Source organism: Streptomyces sp. NPDC052107, from assembly GCF_040680215.1.
Taxonomy (GTDB): domain Bacteria; phylum Actinomycetota; class Actinomycetes; order Streptomycetales; family Streptomycetaceae; genus Streptomyces.
Genome location: NZ_JBFAWG010000027.1, coordinates 42,770 through 59,263, shown reverse-complemented (window position 1 = coordinate 59,263; position 16,494 = coordinate 42,770). Strand labels below are relative to the sequence as shown.

Annotated in this window: 17 protein-coding genes; 8 read left to right on the top strand and 9 right to left on the bottom strand. The window is 72.7% G+C overall.

Annotated features, from left to right (window positions below; genetic code table 11):
• Position 1 precedes the first annotated feature (1 nt).
• A complete protein-coding gene (locus AB0M27_RS26230; RefSeq protein WP_365724716.1) occupies positions 2 to 559 on the bottom strand; it encodes a sigma-70 family RNA polymerase sigma factor in 558 nt (185 codons plus the stop codon).
• Between the two features lie 330 nt (positions 560 to 889).
• Here AB0M27_RS26230 and AB0M27_RS26225 point away from each other — a divergent pair, with 330 nt between their 5' ends.
• The 3 genes from AB0M27_RS26225 to AB0M27_RS26215 all read left to right on the top strand — a co-directional run bounded on the left by AB0M27_RS26225 (position 890) and on the right by AB0M27_RS26215 (position 4,284).
• Entirely contained in the window at positions 890 to 1,909 is a 1,020-nt protein-coding gene (locus tag AB0M27_RS26225; RefSeq protein ID WP_365724661.1) for an aspartate-semialdehyde dehydrogenase, read from the top strand.
• Positions 1,910 to 2,044: 135 nt separating this feature from the next.
• A complete protein-coding gene (locus AB0M27_RS26220; protein ID WP_365724659.1) occupies positions 2,045 to 3,457 on the top strand; it encodes an RNA polymerase subunit sigma-70 in 1,413 nt (470 codons plus the stop codon).
• Positions 3,458 to 3,525: 68 nt separating this feature from the next.
• Complete coding sequence (locus AB0M27_RS26215; protein ID WP_365724714.1) at positions 3,526 to 4,284, top strand: SDR family oxidoreductase; 759 nt, start codon at positions 3,526 to 3,528, stop codon at positions 4,282 to 4,284.
• Positions 4,285 to 4,382: 98 nt separating this feature from the next.
• Here AB0M27_RS26215 and pepN read toward each other — a convergent pair whose 3' ends face one another.
• Positions 4,383 to 6,974: an aminopeptidase N gene (gene pepN, locus AB0M27_RS26210; protein ID WP_365724657.1), complete on the bottom strand. Its 2,592-nt coding sequence runs from the start codon at positions 6,972 to 6,974 to the stop codon at positions 4,383 to 4,385.
• 112 nt (positions 6,975 to 7,086) lie between these two features.
• Here pepN and AB0M27_RS26205 point away from each other — a divergent pair, with 112 nt between their 5' ends.
• Entirely contained in the window at positions 7,087 to 7,578 is a 492-nt protein-coding gene (locus tag AB0M27_RS26205) for a DUF1203 domain-containing protein (RefSeq protein WP_365724655.1), read from the top strand.
• 19 nt (positions 7,579 to 7,597) lie between these two features.
• Here AB0M27_RS26205 and AB0M27_RS26200 read toward each other — a convergent pair whose 3' ends face one another.
• On the bottom strand, positions 7,598 to 8,536 hold the full coding sequence (locus AB0M27_RS26200; RefSeq protein ID WP_365724653.1) for a tetratricopeptide repeat protein: 939 nt from the start codon (positions 8,534 to 8,536) through the stop codon (positions 7,598 to 7,600).
• Positions 8,537 to 8,655: 119 nt separating this feature from the next.
• Positions 8,656 to 9,579 (bottom strand): LysR family transcriptional regulator, encoded by a 924-nt coding sequence (locus AB0M27_RS26195; RefSeq protein ID WP_365724651.1) that lies wholly within the window; start codon positions 9,577 to 9,579, stop codon positions 8,656 to 8,658.
• On the opposite strand from AB0M27_RS26195, the gene AB0M27_RS26190 reads away from it, so the two are divergent.
• A complete protein-coding gene (locus AB0M27_RS26190; protein ID WP_365724646.1) occupies positions 9,491 to 9,874 on the top strand; it encodes a hypothetical protein in 384 nt (127 codons plus the stop codon). The two genes, AB0M27_RS26195 and AB0M27_RS26190, sit on opposite strands and share 89 nt — an antisense overlap.
• A complete protein-coding gene (locus tag AB0M27_RS26185) occupies positions 9,871 to 10,032 on the top strand; it encodes a hypothetical protein (RefSeq protein ID WP_365724644.1) in 162 nt (53 codons plus the stop codon). Before AB0M27_RS26190 ends, AB0M27_RS26185 begins: the two co-directional genes overlap by 4 nt.
• Here the strand turns inward: AB0M27_RS26185 and AB0M27_RS26180 are convergent.
• From AB0M27_RS26180 to AB0M27_RS26170, 3 genes are all read right to left on the bottom strand, one after another.
• On the bottom strand, positions 10,004 to 10,891 hold the full coding sequence (locus AB0M27_RS26180) for an EamA family transporter (protein WP_365724712.1): 888 nt from the start codon (positions 10,889 to 10,891) through the stop codon (positions 10,004 to 10,006). The genes AB0M27_RS26185 and AB0M27_RS26180 overlap by 29 nt on opposite strands.
• 63 nt (positions 10,892 to 10,954) lie before the next feature.
• On the bottom strand, positions 10,955 to 11,884 hold the full coding sequence (locus AB0M27_RS26175; protein WP_365724642.1) for an EamA family transporter: 930 nt from the start codon (positions 11,882 to 11,884) through the stop codon (positions 10,955 to 10,957).
• On the bottom strand, positions 11,881 to 13,242 hold the full coding sequence (locus AB0M27_RS26170) for an MFS transporter (protein ID WP_365724640.1): 1,362 nt from the start codon (positions 13,240 to 13,242) through the stop codon (positions 11,881 to 11,883). Before AB0M27_RS26170 ends, AB0M27_RS26175 begins: the two co-directional genes overlap by 4 nt.
• Before the next feature lie 108 nt (positions 13,243 to 13,350).
• On the opposite strand from AB0M27_RS26170, the gene AB0M27_RS26165 reads away from it, so the two are divergent.
• Positions 13,351 to 13,881: a MarR family transcriptional regulator gene (locus AB0M27_RS26165; RefSeq protein ID WP_365724638.1), complete on the top strand. Its 531-nt coding sequence runs from the start codon at positions 13,351 to 13,353 to the stop codon at positions 13,879 to 13,881.
• Here the strand turns inward: AB0M27_RS26165 and AB0M27_RS26160 are convergent.
• Positions 13,878 to 15,365 carry an FAD-dependent monooxygenase gene (locus AB0M27_RS26160; protein WP_365724636.1) on the bottom strand — a complete coding sequence of 496 codons (1,488 nt, stop codon included), beginning with the start codon at positions 15,363 to 15,365 and terminating at the stop codon, positions 13,878 to 13,880. The genes AB0M27_RS26165 and AB0M27_RS26160 overlap by 4 nt on opposite strands.
• Before the next feature lie 129 nt (positions 15,366 to 15,494).
• Here AB0M27_RS26160 and AB0M27_RS26155 point away from each other — a divergent pair, with 129 nt between their 5' ends.
• On the top strand, positions 15,495 to 16,073 hold the full coding sequence (locus tag AB0M27_RS26155; RefSeq protein WP_365724634.1) for a TetR family transcriptional regulator: 579 nt from the start codon (positions 15,495 to 15,497) through the stop codon (positions 16,071 to 16,073).
• Positions 16,074 to 16,199: 126 nt separating this feature from the next.
• Here the strand turns inward: AB0M27_RS26155 and AB0M27_RS26150 are convergent, their stop codons facing one another.
• Positions 16,200 to 16,475: a hypothetical protein gene (locus tag AB0M27_RS26150; protein WP_365724632.1), complete on the bottom strand. Its 276-nt coding sequence runs from the start codon at positions 16,473 to 16,475 to the stop codon at positions 16,200 to 16,202.
• Between the last annotated feature and the right edge of the window lie 19 nt (positions 16,476 to 16,494).

The following is a 16,494-nucleotide window of genomic DNA, read 5'->3' as shown; positions in this document are numbered from 1 at the left end:
GTCACACCACCTCGTCCTCGTGCAGGCGGTCGCGCAGGGCGCGGACCGCCGTGTGCAGCCTGCTCTTGACCGTGCCCTCGGGGATGTCCAGCTCCTCGGCGATGGCCCGGACGGGCAGGTCGGCGAAGAAGCGCAGGACGAGTACCTGCCGCTGGGCGGCGGGCAGGTCGTCCAGGCCCCGGGCGACGGCGAGGGAGAGCAGGCTGGTCTCCTCGCCGGAGGGGTGCGCGGGCTCGCGCAGCGCGGCCAGCCGCTCCCCCAGCCGCTCCTGGCGCCGCTTGGCCCGGTGCCAGTCCATGGCGAGGTTGGAGGCGACCACCGCCGCCCACGCCGACACGTCCCGCGGCGCCTCCCGCCCGCTCGCGGTCCGCTCCAGCAGCCGCAGCCGGACCTGCTGCACCCCGTCCGGCAGGTCTGACTGCGGCACCCCGCCGAGCGCGAGCACCGCCCGCACCCGGCGTTCCTGTGCCGCGTCCAGCGGGTCGTCGCCGGTACGGTCCCCACGGTCCGTACCGGCGGCGTACGCCCCCTGGTCGCGGCGCGCCCCTCCGCGCAGCACAAGCCACCCCCTCACGCGTTTGCCCCTACGACGCGGCAGCGGGCCGAAACGTTCGGACCGGTTTCCGGCGGTCGCAGAGGCGTACGTCACATCGTCGTGTGGCCGGGAACCGCACGGGCAGGCACGGGACAGCACAGCTTGCGGCCCGGGCACCCGGCGGAGGGAATTTCTCCAGCTCAGCGGGGTGTTCGACGGAGGTACGGAACCGTCCGCCGGGTGATCGTGTCCCATTCCTCGGGCACGCCGCGCAAAGAATTGGACAGGCGGACCGGGGTCGGCCGCATGATGGAAAAGCCCCGGTCATGCACGAGACACAAAGAGGGAGTCACTGTGAGGGTCGGAATCGTCGGAGCCACCGGTCAGGTCGGCACGGTCATGCGCAGGATCCTCGCGGAGCGGAACTTCCCGGTGACGCAGCTGCGCCTGTTCGCCTCGGCGCGCTCGGCCGGCACCGTGCTGGACGGGGTGACGGTGGAGGACGCGGCGACCGCCGACTACACCGGCCTGGACATCGTCATCTTCTCCGCGGGTGGCGCGACCTCCAAGGCGCTGGCCGAGAAGGTCGCCTCCCAGGGCGCCGTCGTGATCGACAACTCCTCCGCCTGGCGCAGGGACCCGGATGTACCCCTGGTCGTCTCCGAGGTGAACCCGCACGCGGTCGCCGACCGCCCCAAGGGCATCATCGCCAACCCGAACTGCACCACGATGGCCGCGATGCCGGTCCTCAAGCCGCTGCACGAGGAGGCCGGCCTTGAAGCGCTGGTCGTCGCCACGTACCAGGCGGTGTCCGGCTCGGGTCTCGCGGGCGTCGCCGAGCTGCACGGCCAGGTGCAGAAGGTCGCCGACGAGGCCGACAAGCTGACCCACGACGGCCGGGCGGTCGACTTCCCCGAGCCGAACGTGTACAAGCGCACCATCGCCTTCAACGTGCTCCCGCTGGCCGGCAACATCGTCGACGACGGTCTGAACGAGACCGACGAGGAGCAGAAGCTGCGCAACGAGTCCCGCAAGATCCTGGAGATCCCCGCCCTGAAGGTCTCCGGCACCTGCGTGCGCGTGCCCGTCTTCTCCGGCCACTCCCTCCAGGTCAACGCCCGCTTCGCCCGCCCGATCTCCCCGGAGCGCGCCACCGAGCTGCTCGCAGGGGCCCCGGGCGTCGCCCTCTCCGACATCCCGACCCCGCTGCAGGCGGCCGGCCAGGACCCCTCGTACGTCGGCCGCATCCGCCGCGACGAGACGGTGGACAACGGCCTCGCCCTGTTCATCTCCAACGACAACCTCCGCAAGGGCGCCGCGCTGAACGCGGTCCAGATCGCGGAGCTGGTGGCGGCGGAGCTGTCCGCGAAGTAACCCTCAGCTGCGTCGCAGGGGCGGTCACGGTCACGTGGCCGCCCCTGTGCCGTCCTCCGTGTCCCAAGTTGGCACGAGCCCTGACGGATACGGCCCCGGTGCGCGAGGATCGCCGAACCGAATGCGGAGCGGGAGGTGGGCGTGGACACGTGCGCGACCTGTGGCGGTGCTCTTCCGGCGCGGGCCGGGCGCCGGGGCCGTAGCTCGGTGTACTGCTCGGCGGCCTGCCGGCAGAAGGCGTACCGCAAGCGGCAGGACGGCGGCGGGGGCCTGGAGGAGCTGATCGAGTCGGTCGGCCGGCAGGCGGGTTCGCTGGTGCCGAGGCCGGCCGCCGCCCTGTACGCGGGTGTGACCGAACTGTCCGCCTCCGTGGCCCGGCTGCGCCGTATCGCCCGCGTCGCGCAGCAGACCGCAGGCCATGTCGCCCTGGAGACCGCGGACCATTCCGTCACGGGGCCCGGCGTGTCGGAAAGCCCCGGAACCGACGCGGTTTCCGTCACCGGCTCCGCCGTGACGGAAAACCGGGGGACCGAACCTGCCGACACGGTTTCTGTCACTGACGCCCCCGTGACGGAATACGACGGCACACCGTTCGACGAGACCGCCTTCGCCGTGCTCACCGAATCGCACCGCCGGGAGATCCGCGCCCACTGCTACCGCATGACCGGCTCCTACGACGACGCCGAGGACCTGGTCCAGGAGACGTTCCTGCGGGCCTGGCGGGCCCGGGACGCATATCAGGGCCGGGCCAGCGCCCGTACCTGGCTGTACCGCATCGCGACCAACGCCTGCCTGGACTTCCAGCGCCGTACCGCCCGCCGCCCGCAGGCTTACGAGCCGCTGCCCGGCATGGACCACGGCACCGGCGAGCCACCCGCCCGTATCACCTGGCTGCAGCCCTGTCCGGACGACGAGCTGCCGGACAGCGCCGCGGAATCGCGCGAGACCGTCGAGCTGGTCCTGCTGGCCGCGCTGCAGCATCTGCCCGCCCGGCAGCGGGCCGCGCTCGTCCTGCGTGACCTGCTCGGACTCACCGCCGCCGAGACCGCGCAGGCCCTCGACACCTCCGTGGCCTCGGTCAACAGCGCGCTGCAGCGCGCCCGCCCGGCTCTGCGCGAGTATCTGCCCGCGAGCCGTACGGACTGGACGGCCACCCCGCCCACGGACGCCGAGCGGGCCGCGCTCCAGCGGTACATGACGGCCGCCGAGCGGCTCGACTTCGACGCGATGGCCGAACTGCTGGCCGAGGACGTCACGCTGACGATGCCGCCCAACCCCTTCTGGTTCACCGGCCGGGAGGCGCTGCTCGCCTTCCTCCGCCCGAGCCTCGACCCGGCGTCGCCCATGTTCCTCGGCCACTGGCGCCACCTGCCCGCCCACGCCAACGGGCAGCTCGCGGCCGGGGGGTACGTCCGCCGCCCCGGTACGAACGTCTACCGCGCCCAGGTCCTGGACGTGCTCCGCTTCGACGCCGCGGGCCGCATCGCGGAGATCACCTCCTTCGAACCGCACCTGTTCCCGGCGTTCGGACTGCCGCTGCGGCTGTGAGCGATGAGCGCTCGGGGTGCCGTACGTCTACTCAGGCGAACGGAACAACACACCTCAGGGAGTTCATGATGCTGCTCACCGACAGGACCGCGATCATCTACGGCGCCGGCGGCTCGATCGGCGGTGCGGTGGCCCGCGCCTTCGCCGAGCAGGGCGCCCACGTCCACCTCGTCGGCCGAACCCGCGAGACGCTTCAGGCGGCGGCCGCCGGCCTCAAGGACGCCGAGGTCGCCGTCGTGGACGCCCTCGACGAGGCGGCGGTGGAGGAGCACCTCGCGGGGGTCGGCGACGTCGACATCTCGTTCAACCTCGTCACCCGCGGCGATGTGCAGGGCGCCCCGCTCACCGAGATGCCCGTGGACGACTTCCTGCGGCCGGTGATCAACGGCGTCCGCGCCAACTTCATCACCGCCCGTGCCGCCGCGCGCCGCATGGCCGAGCGCGGCTCGGGAGTCGTCCTCACCCTCAACAGCGGCTCCGCGCACGGCAGTCCGATGATGGGCGGCACGGGACCGGCCGATGCCGCGATCGACACGCTCGTGCGGAATCTGGCGATCGAGCTGGGTCCGCGCGGGGTGCGGGCCGTGGGACTGTGGGCGGCCGGGGTGCCCGAGACGTTCACCGTCGAGAAGCTGTCCGCCGTCGACCCGGCTATCGACGCGGCCGCCGTCCAGGGCATCGTCGACAACCTCGCGACGATGCGCATGACCCGCCGCAACCCCACCCTCGCCGAGGTCGCCGCCACCGCCGTCTTCCTCGCCTCCGACCTCGCGGCCGGCATCACCGGCACCTTCGTCAACGTCACCGGCGGGATGGTCGCTCGCTGAGGGCGGCGAAGGAAGCCGGGCAAGGGCGCCCGAGGCGGGCGAGCCGTGCGTATGCGAAAGGGCGCCCGGCGCGCGGGCCGGGCGCCCTTGCCGCCGTGCTACTTGCCGGCCGCCGCGTCCGCCGCCTGGGCCCTCAGCGCCCGCTCGACGCCCGAGCGGGACTCCGAGACGAGGCGGCGCAGGGCCGCGTTCGGCTCGGCCGTGGCCAGCCAGGCGTCGGTCTTGGCGAGGGTCGCCTCGCAGACCTGGACCGCCGGGTAGAGGCCGATGGCGATCTGCTGGGCGATCTCGTGCGAACGCGCGTCCCAGACGCCCTTGACGACCTCGAAGTACCGGTCCGCGTACGGCGCCAGCAGCTCGCGCTGGTCGGTCTGGACGAAGCCGCCGATCACGGCCTCCTGCACGGCGTTCGGCAGCTTGTCGGAGTCGACCACCGAGGCCCAGGCCTCCGCCTTGGCCTCCACCGTCGGGCGGGCGGCGCGAGCCGTGGCCGCGTGCCGCTCACCGGCGGCCGTCTTGTCCCGCTCGTACTCGGCCGCGATCTCCGCCTCGTCGAAGCGGCCGACCGCCGCCAGGCGCTCCACGAACGCCCAGCGCAGCTCGGTGTCCACGACCAGACCCTCGACGGTCTGGGTGCCCTCCAGCAGGGCCTCCAGCAGGTCCAGCTGCTCCGGGGTGCGGGCGGTTGCCGCGAAGGCGCGCGCCCAGGCCAGCTGGTGGTCGCTGCCCGGCTGCGCAGCACGCAGGTGGGCCAGCGTGGCGTCGGTCCAGCGGGCCAGCAGGGACTCGCGGGCGGCCGGGTCGGCGTACAGGTCGACGGCGAGCTTGACCTGGCGGTGCAGTGACTGCACGACACCGATGTCCGACTCCTTGGCGATGCCGGACAGGACCAGGGAGAGGTAGTCCCGGGCGGCCAGCTCCGCGTCCCGGGTCATGTCCCAGGCCGAGGCCCAGCACAGGGCCCGCGGCAGGGACTCCTGGAAGTCGCCGAGGCGCTCGGTGACCGTCCCCAGGGACTCCTCGTCCAGGCGGACCTTGGCGTACGACAGGTCGTCGTCGTTGAGCAGCACGACCGCCGGGCGGCGCTTGCCCGTCAGCTGCGGTACGGCCGTCAGCTCGCCGTCGACGTCCAGCTCGACGCGCTCGGTGCGCACCAGCTTGCCGCCCGCAGTGTCCGTGTCCGGAGCGGACAGGTCGTACAGGCCGATCGCGATGCGGTGCGGGCGCAGCACCGGCTCGCCCTTGGCGCCGGCGGGCAGGGCCGGGGCCTCCTGGCGGACGGCGAAGGAGGTGATGACCCCGTCGGCGTCGGTGGCGATCTCCGGGCGGAGGATGTTGATGCCGGCCGTCTCCAGCCACTTCTTCGACCAGGTCTTCAGGTCGCGGCCGGAGGTCTCCTCCAGGGCGCCGAGCAGGTCGGACAGGCGGGTGTTGCCGAAAGCGTGCCGCTTGAAGTAGGCCTGCACGCCCTTGAAGAACTCGTCCTGGCCGACGTACGCGACCAGCTGCTTGAGGACGGAGGCTCCCTTGGCGTACGTGATGCCGTCGAAGTTGACGAGCACGTCGTCCAGGTCGCGGATGTCCGCCATGATCGGGTGCGTGGACGGCAGCTGGTCCTGCCGGTACGCCCAGGTCTTCATCGAGTTGGCGAACGTGGTCCACGAGTGCGGCCAGCGCGAACCGGGGGCGGCGGCCTGGCAGGCGATGGAGGTGTAGGTGGCGAACGACTCGTTCAGCCACAGGTCGTTCCACCACTCCATGGTGACGAGGTCGCCGAACCACATGTGGGCCAGCTCGTGCAGGATCGTCTCCGCGCGGACCTCGTACGCCGCGTCGGTCACCTTGGACCGGAAGACGTACTGGTCGCGGATGGTGACGGCGCCCGCGTTCTCCATCGCGCCCGCGTTGAACTCGGGCACGAACAGCTGGTCGTACTTCTCGAAGGGGTAGGCGTAGTCGAACTTCTCCTGGAACCAGTCGAAGCCCTGCCGGGTGACCTCGAAGATCGCGTCCGAGTCCAGGAACTCGGCGAGGGAGGGGCGGCAGTAGATGCCCAGCGGCACGCTCTGCCCGTCCTTCTCGTACACGCTGTGCACCGAGTGGTACGGGCCGACGATCAGCGCGGTGATGTACGACGAGATGCGCGGGGTCGGCTCGAAGGACCAGACGTTGTCCTGCGGCTCCGGGGTCGGCGAGTTCGAGATCACCGTCCAGCCCTCGGGCGCGCGCACGGTGAACTGGAAGGTGGCCTTCAGGTCCGGCTGCTCGAAGGAGGCGAACACCCGGCGGGCGTCCGGGACCTCGAACTGGGTGTAGAGGTAGGCCTGCTCGTCGACCGGGTCGACGAAGCGGTGGAGGCCCTCGCCGGTGTTGGTGTAGGCGCAGTCCGCGACGACCCGCAGGACGTTGCGCCCCTCCAGCAGCCCCGGCAGGGCGATCCGCGAGTCCTCGAAGACCTCGGCGGGGTTCAGCTGGTCGCCGTTGAGCACCACCTCGTGCACGGCCGGCGCCACCAGGTCGATGAAGGACTCGGCACCGCCACGGGCCACGTCGAAGCGCACCGTGGTCACGGACCTGTAGGTACCGCCCTCCTGCGCGCCGGAGAGGTCGAGATCGATCTCGTACGAGTCAACGGTGAGCAGCTCGGCCCGCTGCTGCGCCTCTTCGCGAGTCAGGTTTGTGCCAGGCACGCGGTCATCTCCTCGTTATGTGTGGGTTGCGCCATCCTTCCATGCCGCCCGCCGGGAAGGCGATGTCCGGTTCCCGCCGGTGAGCGCGGCGTCGCGGCAGGACGCTGGAGGCATGACGACGACAGACACGACGACGACACACACCGCACGCCCCGTCCAGCCCCCGGTTCTCAAGGAGCTGCGGACCGCCGACGACGCGGGCCGCCCCCTGTCCCCCTTCACCGACGAGGAGGGCGGCGCCCGGCTGCGCTGCTGCCTGCGCGGCAGCGAGCCGGGCGAGCGGATCGCCCTGGTGTCGTACGCGCCGCTGCGCCGCTGGGCGGCCGAGACGGGCGCCGATCCCGGGGCGTACGACGAGCAGGGCCCGGTCTTCATCCACGCCGAGGACTGCCCGGGCCCGTCGCCGGACCCCGCCTTGCCCTTCACGAACGCCCACCGCGTGCTGCGCCGGTATTCGGCCGAGGGCCGGATCCTGGGCGGCCGTCTGACGGACGACGACTTCCCGTCCGCGCTCACCGAGGCCTTCGCCGACCCTGAGGTGGCGGTGGTGCATGTGCGGGCGGTGGAGTACGGGTGCTTCCTGTACGAGGTGCGGCGGGACTGAGGGAGCCGAGCAGCCGACCTCAGCCGTTCCGGATGCGGCGGGCCGCGGCCACGAGCTCGGCGGGCAGGGCGGGGCCGGCACAGGCATGGTCGATCAGCAGGTCGCGGTACGAGTCGTCCGGCAGGCTCGGCGCCAGCTCGATGAGTTCGCTCAAGTCGGCGGGCGAGCCGGTGAGCCGGGCCCGGTAGGCGGCCCCGGCCGCACGCAGGGTGAGCTCGCCCGGCTCATGCGTCATCCCCTGCCCGATCCGCCGGACCGCCTCGGCGAAGTCGCCCTGCTCGGCATGTACGTCGGCCAGGTCGAGATACAGCGACCAGTTGGCCGGGTCCAGGGCGAGGGCGCGCTCGAACGCCGCCACGGTCTGTCCGGCGTCCCCCAGCTTGCGCCACGTGCCGGCGCGCACGACCGCCGTCATCATGACCGGCTCTACGGAGTCCGCCCGGTCACAGAGGGCGAACGAGGCGTCGGTACGACCGCACGCCCGCAACAGGATCGCCATCCTGGCGAGCGCCTCCGGCAGCGGCTCGCGGGCGGCGACCGCGTCGACGGCCCGGAACCAGGGCCGGAACCGTTCCCGCATGCTCTCGGTGTCCAGATCGCGGCCGTAGTCCATGGTCCGCATCGCGGCTTCGGCCAGCGCTTCGGCGCTCACCGCGCCGAGGAACCGCTCATCGCCGAACCAGGGGGCATCGGCCCATGCGATGTCGGGTCGCACACCGGTGACCGACCCGAGCGCGAGCACCGCGTCGTCCATGTCGCCGCCGAGGAAGCTGACGTACGACCGCGCCAGGACCGCCCTCAGGGAGTCGGCCCCCTGGACGACTTCGGCCAGCTCCGACCGCCGGTCCCGCCACAGCTCGGCCAGAACCGCGTAGGGCTCGGGGTCCTCGGGCGCGGAGGCGATGGCACCCACCAGATGATCGACGGCTGCCGCGGGGCTGCCCCCACAGTGCGCCATGACCCGTGCGAGACCTACTCCGGCTGCTACCGCTCGATTCGACACCCTCGGAGGGTATCCCCCGATCCGCCCATGTGTTCGCCCGCCCGCCATGGCCCGCGGGCGCTGTTCGAGAGCCCTTACGCGGTGAAGCCCCCGGAGTGACCACCGCCGGCGGCAGCGGCCAGCAGCGCCTCCAGCACCCGGTTCACCGCCCGCCCCGTCTCCCCGCCCCTGCGCACCGCCGCCGTGACATGCCGGACCGGGCCGTCCGCCCCGAGGTCCCGCATGACCACCCCGTCGCGGCGGCCCGCGGCCGTACGGGGGACCAGGGCCACGCCCATGCCCGCCTCCACCATGGCGAGGATCGCGGTCCAGCCGGAAGCCGAATGGCCCTGGTGGGGGCTGAAGCCGGCCGCCTCACAGGCGCGGCGGGTGATGTCCGACCAGGGGCCGCTGCCGCCGAAGATCCAGGATTCGGCGGCGAGGGCGGTGAGGGTCAGGGCGGGGGCGGAGGCCAGCGGGTGGTCCGGGGGCAGGGCCACGTCCAACGGGTCGGCGAGCAGGGGGACTTGGGTGAAACGGGGGTCGGCCGTGCTCGGGGCCTCGGCCGCCAGGGACAGGGCGAGGTCCACCTCTCCGGCGGCCAGGAGGTCGTACGCCTCGGCGGCCTCCGCCTCCCGCACCCGGACGCTCACCCCGGGATGCGTGTCCCGCAGGGCCCGTACGGCCGGTACGACCAGGGCGGGGACGGACGTCGGGAACGCGCCGACCCTGACCTCCCCCGCCTCCCCCTGGGCGTATGCCGCCAACGCGGCCTCCGTGCGCTCCAGTTGCTTGAAGACCGGCTCGGTGTGGGTCAGCACCAGACGGGCCGCGTCGGTGAGCCGTACCCGGCGGCCCTGCGCCTGAAGCAGGGGCACGCCGAGCTGCCGGGCGAGGTTGGCGAGCTGCTGGGAGACCGCGGAGGGGGTCATGTGCAGGGCCTCGGCCGTCGCGGTCACGGTGCCGCGCTCGCGCAGGGTGCGCAGGATCTGCAGCTTCCGGATGTCCCACTCGGCCATGCGCGCACGCTACAGGCCGCTCTCCGGAGCCACCGGTCCACCGTGCTCCAGTCCTCCTTGCCGGGCCCCTCGGCGCCGTCCGTACGGCAACGGTGAGGAGGTGGCCGCGGCCACCGTCGCCCATCTGCGCGCGGCGGCCGGCCGCCGTCCGGACGCCCCGGACGTCACCGGTGTGGTCGGCGAACTGAGGGTCAGGAGCGAGGAGTTCGCCGCCCTGTGGCAGTCATACGAGGTGCGCAGCCGTACCAACGGCCGCAAGCACTTCACCCACCCCCCACCGGCACCAAGACCTTGAGCTACGAGGCGTACGAGGCCGCCCGCACCGAGGGTCACCGGCCGATCGTGCACCAGGCCGAGCCGGGCGGCCCGGACCACGACGTCATGATTCTCCTGGGACACGCCGACCACGCGCCCACGGCCGCCGTCACCGCCGGGAGCCGGCGCCCAGGATGACCCCGCCCAGGATCAGCGCCGTCGACAGCAGCTGCGGCAGCCCCGTCGTCTCGCCGAGTACCGCCCAGGACAGCAGGGCGACGCAGACCGGCTGGAGGTAGTAGACGATGCCCGCGCGGGTCGCGCCGATCAGGGCGATGGCCTTGTTCCAGGCGAAGAAGGCCACCGCGGAGGAGGCGACGCCGACGTACAGGAGCGGCAGGACGGTGGCGGGGGTGGGGTGGAAGGAGCCCTGCACGCTCACGCTCACCGTCTGCACGGGCAGCAGGAGGACCGTGCCAGCCAGGAACGTGGTGAACAGGAAGCCGGTGCCGTGGAGTTCGGCGGGCTTGCGGCGCAGCAGCGCGCTGTAGCCGGCGAAGCAGCAGGCGGCCGCGATCATCCACAGACTGCCGGACGAGAAGTGCGCGCCGCCGGCGACGAGCAGTGTCACACCCGTGCAGGCGATGAGCAGCCCGGTGGCGCGGCGCGCGCCGAGCCGTACGCCGCCCAGCCGTTCGAACACCGCCATGAGCACCGGCGAGGCGGCCATGATCATGCCCATGGTGGCGGCCGGGGTGGTCAGCCCGGCCTGGTTGACGAGGGTGTTGTAGGAGGCGACGCCGAGGAGGGAGACGAGGAGGACATAGCGGGCGTGACGACGGATCGGTGTCCGCTGCCGCCAGGCCTGACGGGCGCCGAAGGGGGCTACGGCCAGGAGCGCGACGACCCAGCGCCAGAAGGCGTGCTGGACGGGTGGGACGCTGTCGCGCAGGCCGCGTGAGGTGACGAAGCTGCCGGACCAGACGAGGGTGGCGAGGGCGGCGAGGGCGAGGCCGGCCGCGGGGGCGGCGGCCTTGCGGGCGGCTGCGGCGGAGATGGGGGTGGTCCTGGGCAGGACGGCGGCCACGGGGCTCCTTTCGCTGGCGGTGTGTCCGTGTCCCTACCGTCGCAGCCCCGGATCCATCAGGTCCATCGAAACTTTTCGAGCATTCTTTTTACCTGCACTGAAAGATCCGCTCTCACCGCTACCGAGCTGTCCCGCCAGCGTCGCGCCGAACGCCAGCGCCATGCCCGCCACCTGCACCGGTGCGAGCGCCTGGCCGAGGGCCGCCCAGCCGACGGCGGCCGCGGTGAGCGGGGAGAGCGGGCCGAGGAACGCGACCTGAGTTGCGCTGAGCCGGCCGATGCCACGGAACCAAAGCCAGTACGCCACCGCCGTGTTGGCCAGGGCCAGGTAGAGGTAGCCGCCCGCGGCACGGGCGTCCAGGGCCGGCGGGGCGCCCTCGGCCAGGAAGGCGAGCGGCGCGATGAGCAGGCCGCCCGCGGTGAGTTGCCAGCCGGTGAGCGCCAGCGGACCGACGCCGTCCGGACGGCCCCACCGCTTGGTCAGCACCGTACCGGCGGCCATGGAGGCGGTGGCGGCGACGGCCGCGAGCACGCCCACGACATCCGGGGTTCCGGTTCCCTGGAGCACGACGAGGCTGACGCCGAGCGCGGCCGCGACACCGGTGACGAGCGTGCGCGGGGCCGGGCGCTGCCCAAGCAGCAGCGCCGAGAGGCCGACGACGAACAGCGGCTGGACGGAGCCGACGACGGCGGCCATCCCGCCGGGCAGCCGGTACGCCGACACGAACAGCAGCGGGAAGAAGGCGCCGATGTTCAGCGCGCCGAGCACCGCCGACCGCCACCACCAGCCGCCCCGCGGCAGCACCCGGGTGAGCGCCAGCAGGAACAGTCCGGCGGGCAGGGCCCGCACGAGAGCCGTGAACAGGGGGCGGTCCGGCGGAAGGAACACGGTGGTGACGGCGTAGGTGGTGCCCCAGGAGACGGGGGCGAGCGCGGTGAGCGGGACGGTCAGGGATCGCTTCACGGCCGGGTCCCTTCGGGATGGGTGAGGACGGAGGCAGGGGCCGGGGCTGGGGCACCTCCGCGGACCACCGTCGTCGGCAGCGGTCGTACCGCCTCCGCCGGCAGTCGGGGTTCCGTCCGGATCAGGAGGGCCGCGGCGATGGCCGAGGTGAGGACGAGGACGGCCCACGGCGCCCGGCCGTCCAGGGCCAGCAGGGCCGTGAACAGGGAGGGCGCCACGGCCTTCGCCAGCGACCAGGACATCTGGTACGCCGCCAGATACCGGCCGCGCACCGCTTCGGGCGCCGCCTCCGCCGCGAGCACCTGGGCGGCGGGGCTGTGGATCAGCTCGCCGATGGTGTAGACGACGACCACGGCGACCAGGGCCCCGCCCAGGACCGTGACGGAGCCCGGCCGTACGGTGCCGAGCACGATCTGCGCGGCGAAGGCGATCGCGAACAGGGCTCCGCCCAGCGCCGCCGCCCGGGTGCGCCGGGCCCCGGTCCCGCGGACCCGCGCGCCGACCCCGATCCCGGCCACCGCGCACAGCACGGTGTTGAGGGTGAAGGCGGCGCCGGTGAGAGCCGAGGGCCCGTGCAGCCACTCCACCATGAACAGCGGGAAGAGCACCGACAGGGCCGAATAGCCCAGCGCGTTCAGGAAGTTGGCGCCGGTGACGACCAGGAAGGGCCGGTCGGCGAGGACGAGCCGGTAGCCGGCGCCCGCCCGGCGCGCGACCGGGACCGCACCACCCGCCGTACGCCGCTGCACCTGCCGCAGGGGCCGCAGCAGCAGCGCCGCGAGCGCGAAGGAGAGGGCGTTTCCCCAGGCCGCGTACGTGTAACCGGCGCTGCCCGCGAGGGAGATGACCAGCGTGGCCAGCAGCGCACCGGCTCCGTTGCCGGCGTTCTGCAGGGCGCGCGTCGACGCCTGCAGCCGGTCCTGCCCCGCCCCGCTCGCCACCTCACCGATCAGGGACTGCTGGGCCGCCGGGAAGGCCCGGTCGGCGGCGGCCGTGACCAGCGCGACGGCCGCGAAGGCGGGGAGGGAGTGGGCGAAGGGGTAGAGGGCGAAGCCGGCGACCCGGACGCCGTACAGCGCGTACTGCACCCGCTTCGCGCCGTACCGGTCCACCGCCGCGCCGGCGAGCGGGAGTACGGCGATTCCCGCGAGGCCGGTGGCGGTGAGCACGACGCCCACGACCGTGAAGGACAGCCCGGTGACGGCGTGGAAGAAGACCAGCGTGAACGGCACGTACATGCCGGTGCCGATGCCGTTGACGGCCGCGGTGACGGGGAGGGTCCATTCGCCGGGGACGCGCTCGTCCGCTTCACGCTCTCTGCCTCTTCTCTGTCTTCTCTGTCTCGTCGGCGATGTCATCTGCCGCCCCCTCGGGAAGTTAGCTTGGCAGGAAGTAGCTTAGCGTCAAGCAACTTTCTTGCAAGCTACTTTCTTGCGGCTGATCATCAGGCGAGCGATACTCGGCACATGGACGAAGGCCGCCAGCAGCGCAGGGATCCCGTCGACGCGATCATCGACCAGTGGGCGGCCGTGCGGCCCGACCTCGACTCCAGGGCGATGGAGGTCTTCGGGCGGATCTACCGCCTCTCCCGCACAATGGGCGACCGCATGGAGAAGGCGTACCAGCCCTACGGCATCTCACGCGGCGAGTTCGACGTGCTCGCGACCCTTCGCCGGGCCGGCGAGCCGTACACCCTCTCGCCGCGCCAGCTGTCGGCCACCCTCATGCTCACCACCGGCGGGATGACCGGGCGCCTCGACAAGCTGGAGGGGGCCGGCCTGCTGCGCCGCTCCCCCGACCCGCACGACCGCCGGGGCCTTCAGGTGACGCTGACCGAGAAGGGGCTGGACGTCATCGACCGCGCGGTCGGCGCGGGCCTCGCGGTCCAGACGGAGGCCCTGTCGCTGCTCGACGACGAGCAGGTCGGCCAACTGGCCGACCTGCTGAGGGTGTTGCTCGCGGGGACGCTGGAGGCGCCGCACCGAGCAGAGGTCTAGCCGCCAACGTGTGCGGCGAGCGCCGTCTCGATGTCCGCCGCGCGGGCCGAGTCGGCGGCCCAAGCCGCGTATCCGTCGGGGCGGACCAGCACGGTCGTCCGGCGGTCGCTCGCCCAGTGCGCCACGGCCAGCCGGTCCGCGCGGCCGGACCCCGCCTCGTACGGCTCCGGGGTGATCAGCGCGAACCGGCCGCCGCGCAGGGCCTCGTAGAGGCGGCCGCCGTCGGCGAGGGCGATGTCCGGGACCCGGGTGCCGGTGAGGCGGTGGGCGCTGCGCGGAGCGGGGTAGCGGTGGCCGACGCCGGTGACCTGGCCGGCGATCTCGCGCCGGGCGGGGCCGACGGCGTTCAGGAAGGTGGTGAGGGCGGCGCGGGCCGCGAGGATCCAGGGACGCTCGGCCATGGCGAGGCGGACGATCCCGCCACTGCTGCGCAGCACCGACTTGCCCACGGGGTGCCGCTCGGCCTGATAGGTGTCGAGGAGCGCGCGCTCCGCGTGCCCGCCCACGACCGCGGCGAGCTTCCAGCTCAGGTTGGCCGCGTCCTGGAGTCCGGTGTTCATGCCCTGGCCGCCGGCCGGGGTGTGCACGTGCGCGGCGTCGCCGGCGAGGAAGACCCGGCCGACCCGGTAGGCGGGCGCCTGCCGTTCGTCGCTGTGGAAGCGGGACATCCAGCGGGCGTCGTGCATGCCGAAGTCCCGGCCGAGGGCGAGCCGGGTGATCTCCTGGATCTCCGCCAGGTCCAGCGGCTCGGTGTCGGCGACGTTGCGGCCGCGGTGCCAGCCGATCACCCGGTAGTAGCCGTCGCCGAACGGCGCGAGGAAGGCGAAGGCGTCGCCGACGGCGTTGACGGTGAGCAGGGTCGGCGGCTCCTCGGCGAGCCGGACGTCGGCGAGGACCACGGACCGGATCACCGACTTGCCCGGGAAGGGCAGCCCGATCGCGTCCCGCACGGCGCTGCGCATGCCGTCGGTGCCGACGACGTACGCCGCCCGCAGCGTCTGCGTACGCCCTTCGGGCCCGCGCGCCTCCACGGTCACCCCGTCGGCGTCCTGCGTGAGTCCGGTCAGCTCGGTCTCGTACCGGAAGTCGACGCCCGCCTCGACCGCCCGGCGCTCCAGGACCTTCTCGACCTCGTACTGCGGCAGGACGAGGAGGTGGTTGAACCGGGAGGGGAGGGCGGCGAGGTCAATGGTGAGCCGGCCGAAGAGGCGGAGGCGGTCGAGGGGCCGGCCGACCTTTTCGAGGTCGTCGGCGAGAGCGCGGGCATCGAGCTGTTCGAGGGTGCGGGCGTGCAGGACGAAGGCGCGGGAGAGGTTGCTGATCTTGTGGGGGCGCTTTTCGAGGACGGTGACCGGGACGCCGGCGGTGGCGAGGTCGCCGGCGAGAAGCAGGCCGCTGGGACCGGAGCCGACGACGATGACGGTTCCGGTGGCGCCGGTGACGTCGTGGGTGTGGGTGCCGTTGTTGCCAGTGGTGCCGGTCATGGTGGCCTCCTGGGTGCCAACGCTTGTTGGTCAACGTCCGTTGGTCAACGCTTGTTGGCAAGCCTAGAACCGAGCGTCTGAGGAAGTCAACACTTGTTGGCCCACGCATGTTGGCCTACGCTCGTTGGCATGACCGGCAGCACGAAGACGAACCAGGCGCGCCGCTCCGACGCCACCCGCACCGCCATCCTCGACGCCGCCCGCGAGCGGTTCGCCACCGACGGCTACGAGCGGGCCACCATCCGCGCGATCGCCAAGGACGCGCGCATCGACCCGTCCATGGTGATGCGCTACTTCGGCAGCAAGGAGGGCCTCTTCGCCTCGGCCGTCGCGCTGGATCTGCGGCTGCCCGACCTGACCGGCGTTCCGCGGGACGAGGTGGGCCGGGCGCTGGTGAGCCACTTCCTCGGCGTGTGGGAGGAGAACGAGGAGCTGACGGCCCTCCTGCGGGTCGGCGCCACCAACCAGGCCGGGGCCGAGCGGATGCAGGGCATCTTCCGGGACCAGCTGCTGCCACTGGCCCGGCAGGTGTGCCCCGACCCCGAGCAGGTCCCGGCGCGGGCCGCACTGTGTGCCGCGCAGCTGCTCGGGCTGGCCCTGACCCGCTATGTGCTGCGGCTGCCGGCGGCGCGGGAACTGACCTGTGAGGAACTCCTGGCGTGGCTCGGGCCGACCGTACAGCGGTATCTGACCGCGCCGAATCCCTGAGCCGGGCCGGACCTCACAGAGGCCCCGGAACACGAAACGCCGAGGGCGCCGACCTCACCCCGGGTACGGCGTCGCGCGCGTACCGACGGGAGGACAGGCGCCCCCGGCGAGAGAACCGGTGTCCGGTCAGGCCTTGGCCTTGGCCTCGGACTTCACGTTGGACGAGGGCTTGATGGTCCTGATCTTGGACTTGTCCAGCACCATCACCAGACCGGCGATGACCACGAACAGCCCGATCGGGAGCAGCACGTAGAGGCCCAGCGTCTGGATGACGCTCAGGCCGGGGCCGGGGTCGTCGCCGTCGTCGCGGGTCAGCGCGAGCGCGGGGGACGACATGAGCAGCATCATCAGCGTCGTGCCGGCGGCCAGGGCGCCGGCGCGCAGGGCGTTCTTCTTGTCCACGATCTCAAGTTAGCGAACC

Bases quoted from the DNA above. Each gene is read 5' to 3' on its own strand.
- AB0M27_RS26215 (WP_365724714.1), top strand. From the start codon at position 3,526: ATGCTGCTCACCGACAGGACCGCGATCATCTACGGCGCCGGCGGCTCG.
- AB0M27_RS26205 (WP_365724655.1), top strand. From the start codon at position 7,087: ATGACGACGACAGACACGACGACGACACACACCGCACGCCCCGTCCAG.
- AB0M27_RS26200 (WP_365724653.1), bottom strand. From the start codon at position 8,536: ATGGCGCACTGTGGGGGCAGCCCCGCGGCAGCCGTCGATCATCTGGTG.
- AB0M27_RS26190 (WP_365724646.1), top strand. From the start codon at position 9,491: ATGTGCAGGGCCTCGGCCGTCGCGGTCACGGTGCCGCGCTCGCGCAGG.
- AB0M27_RS26195 (WP_365724651.1), bottom strand. From the start codon at position 9,579: ATGGCCGAGTGGGACATCCGGAAGCTGCAGATCCTGCGCACCCTGCGC.
- AB0M27_RS26170 (WP_365724640.1), bottom strand. From the start codon at position 13,242: ATGACATCGCCGACGAGACAGAGAAGACAGAGAAGAGGCAGAGAGCGT.
- AB0M27_RS26165 (WP_365724638.1), top strand. From the start codon at position 13,351: ATGGACGAAGGCCGCCAGCAGCGCAGGGATCCCGTCGACGCGATCATC.
- AB0M27_RS26160 (WP_365724636.1), bottom strand. From the start codon at position 15,365: ATGACCGGCACCACTGGCAACAACGGCACCCACACCCACGACGTCACC.
- AB0M27_RS26155 (WP_365724634.1), top strand. From the start codon at position 15,495: ATGACCGGCAGCACGAAGACGAACCAGGCGCGCCGCTCCGACGCCACC.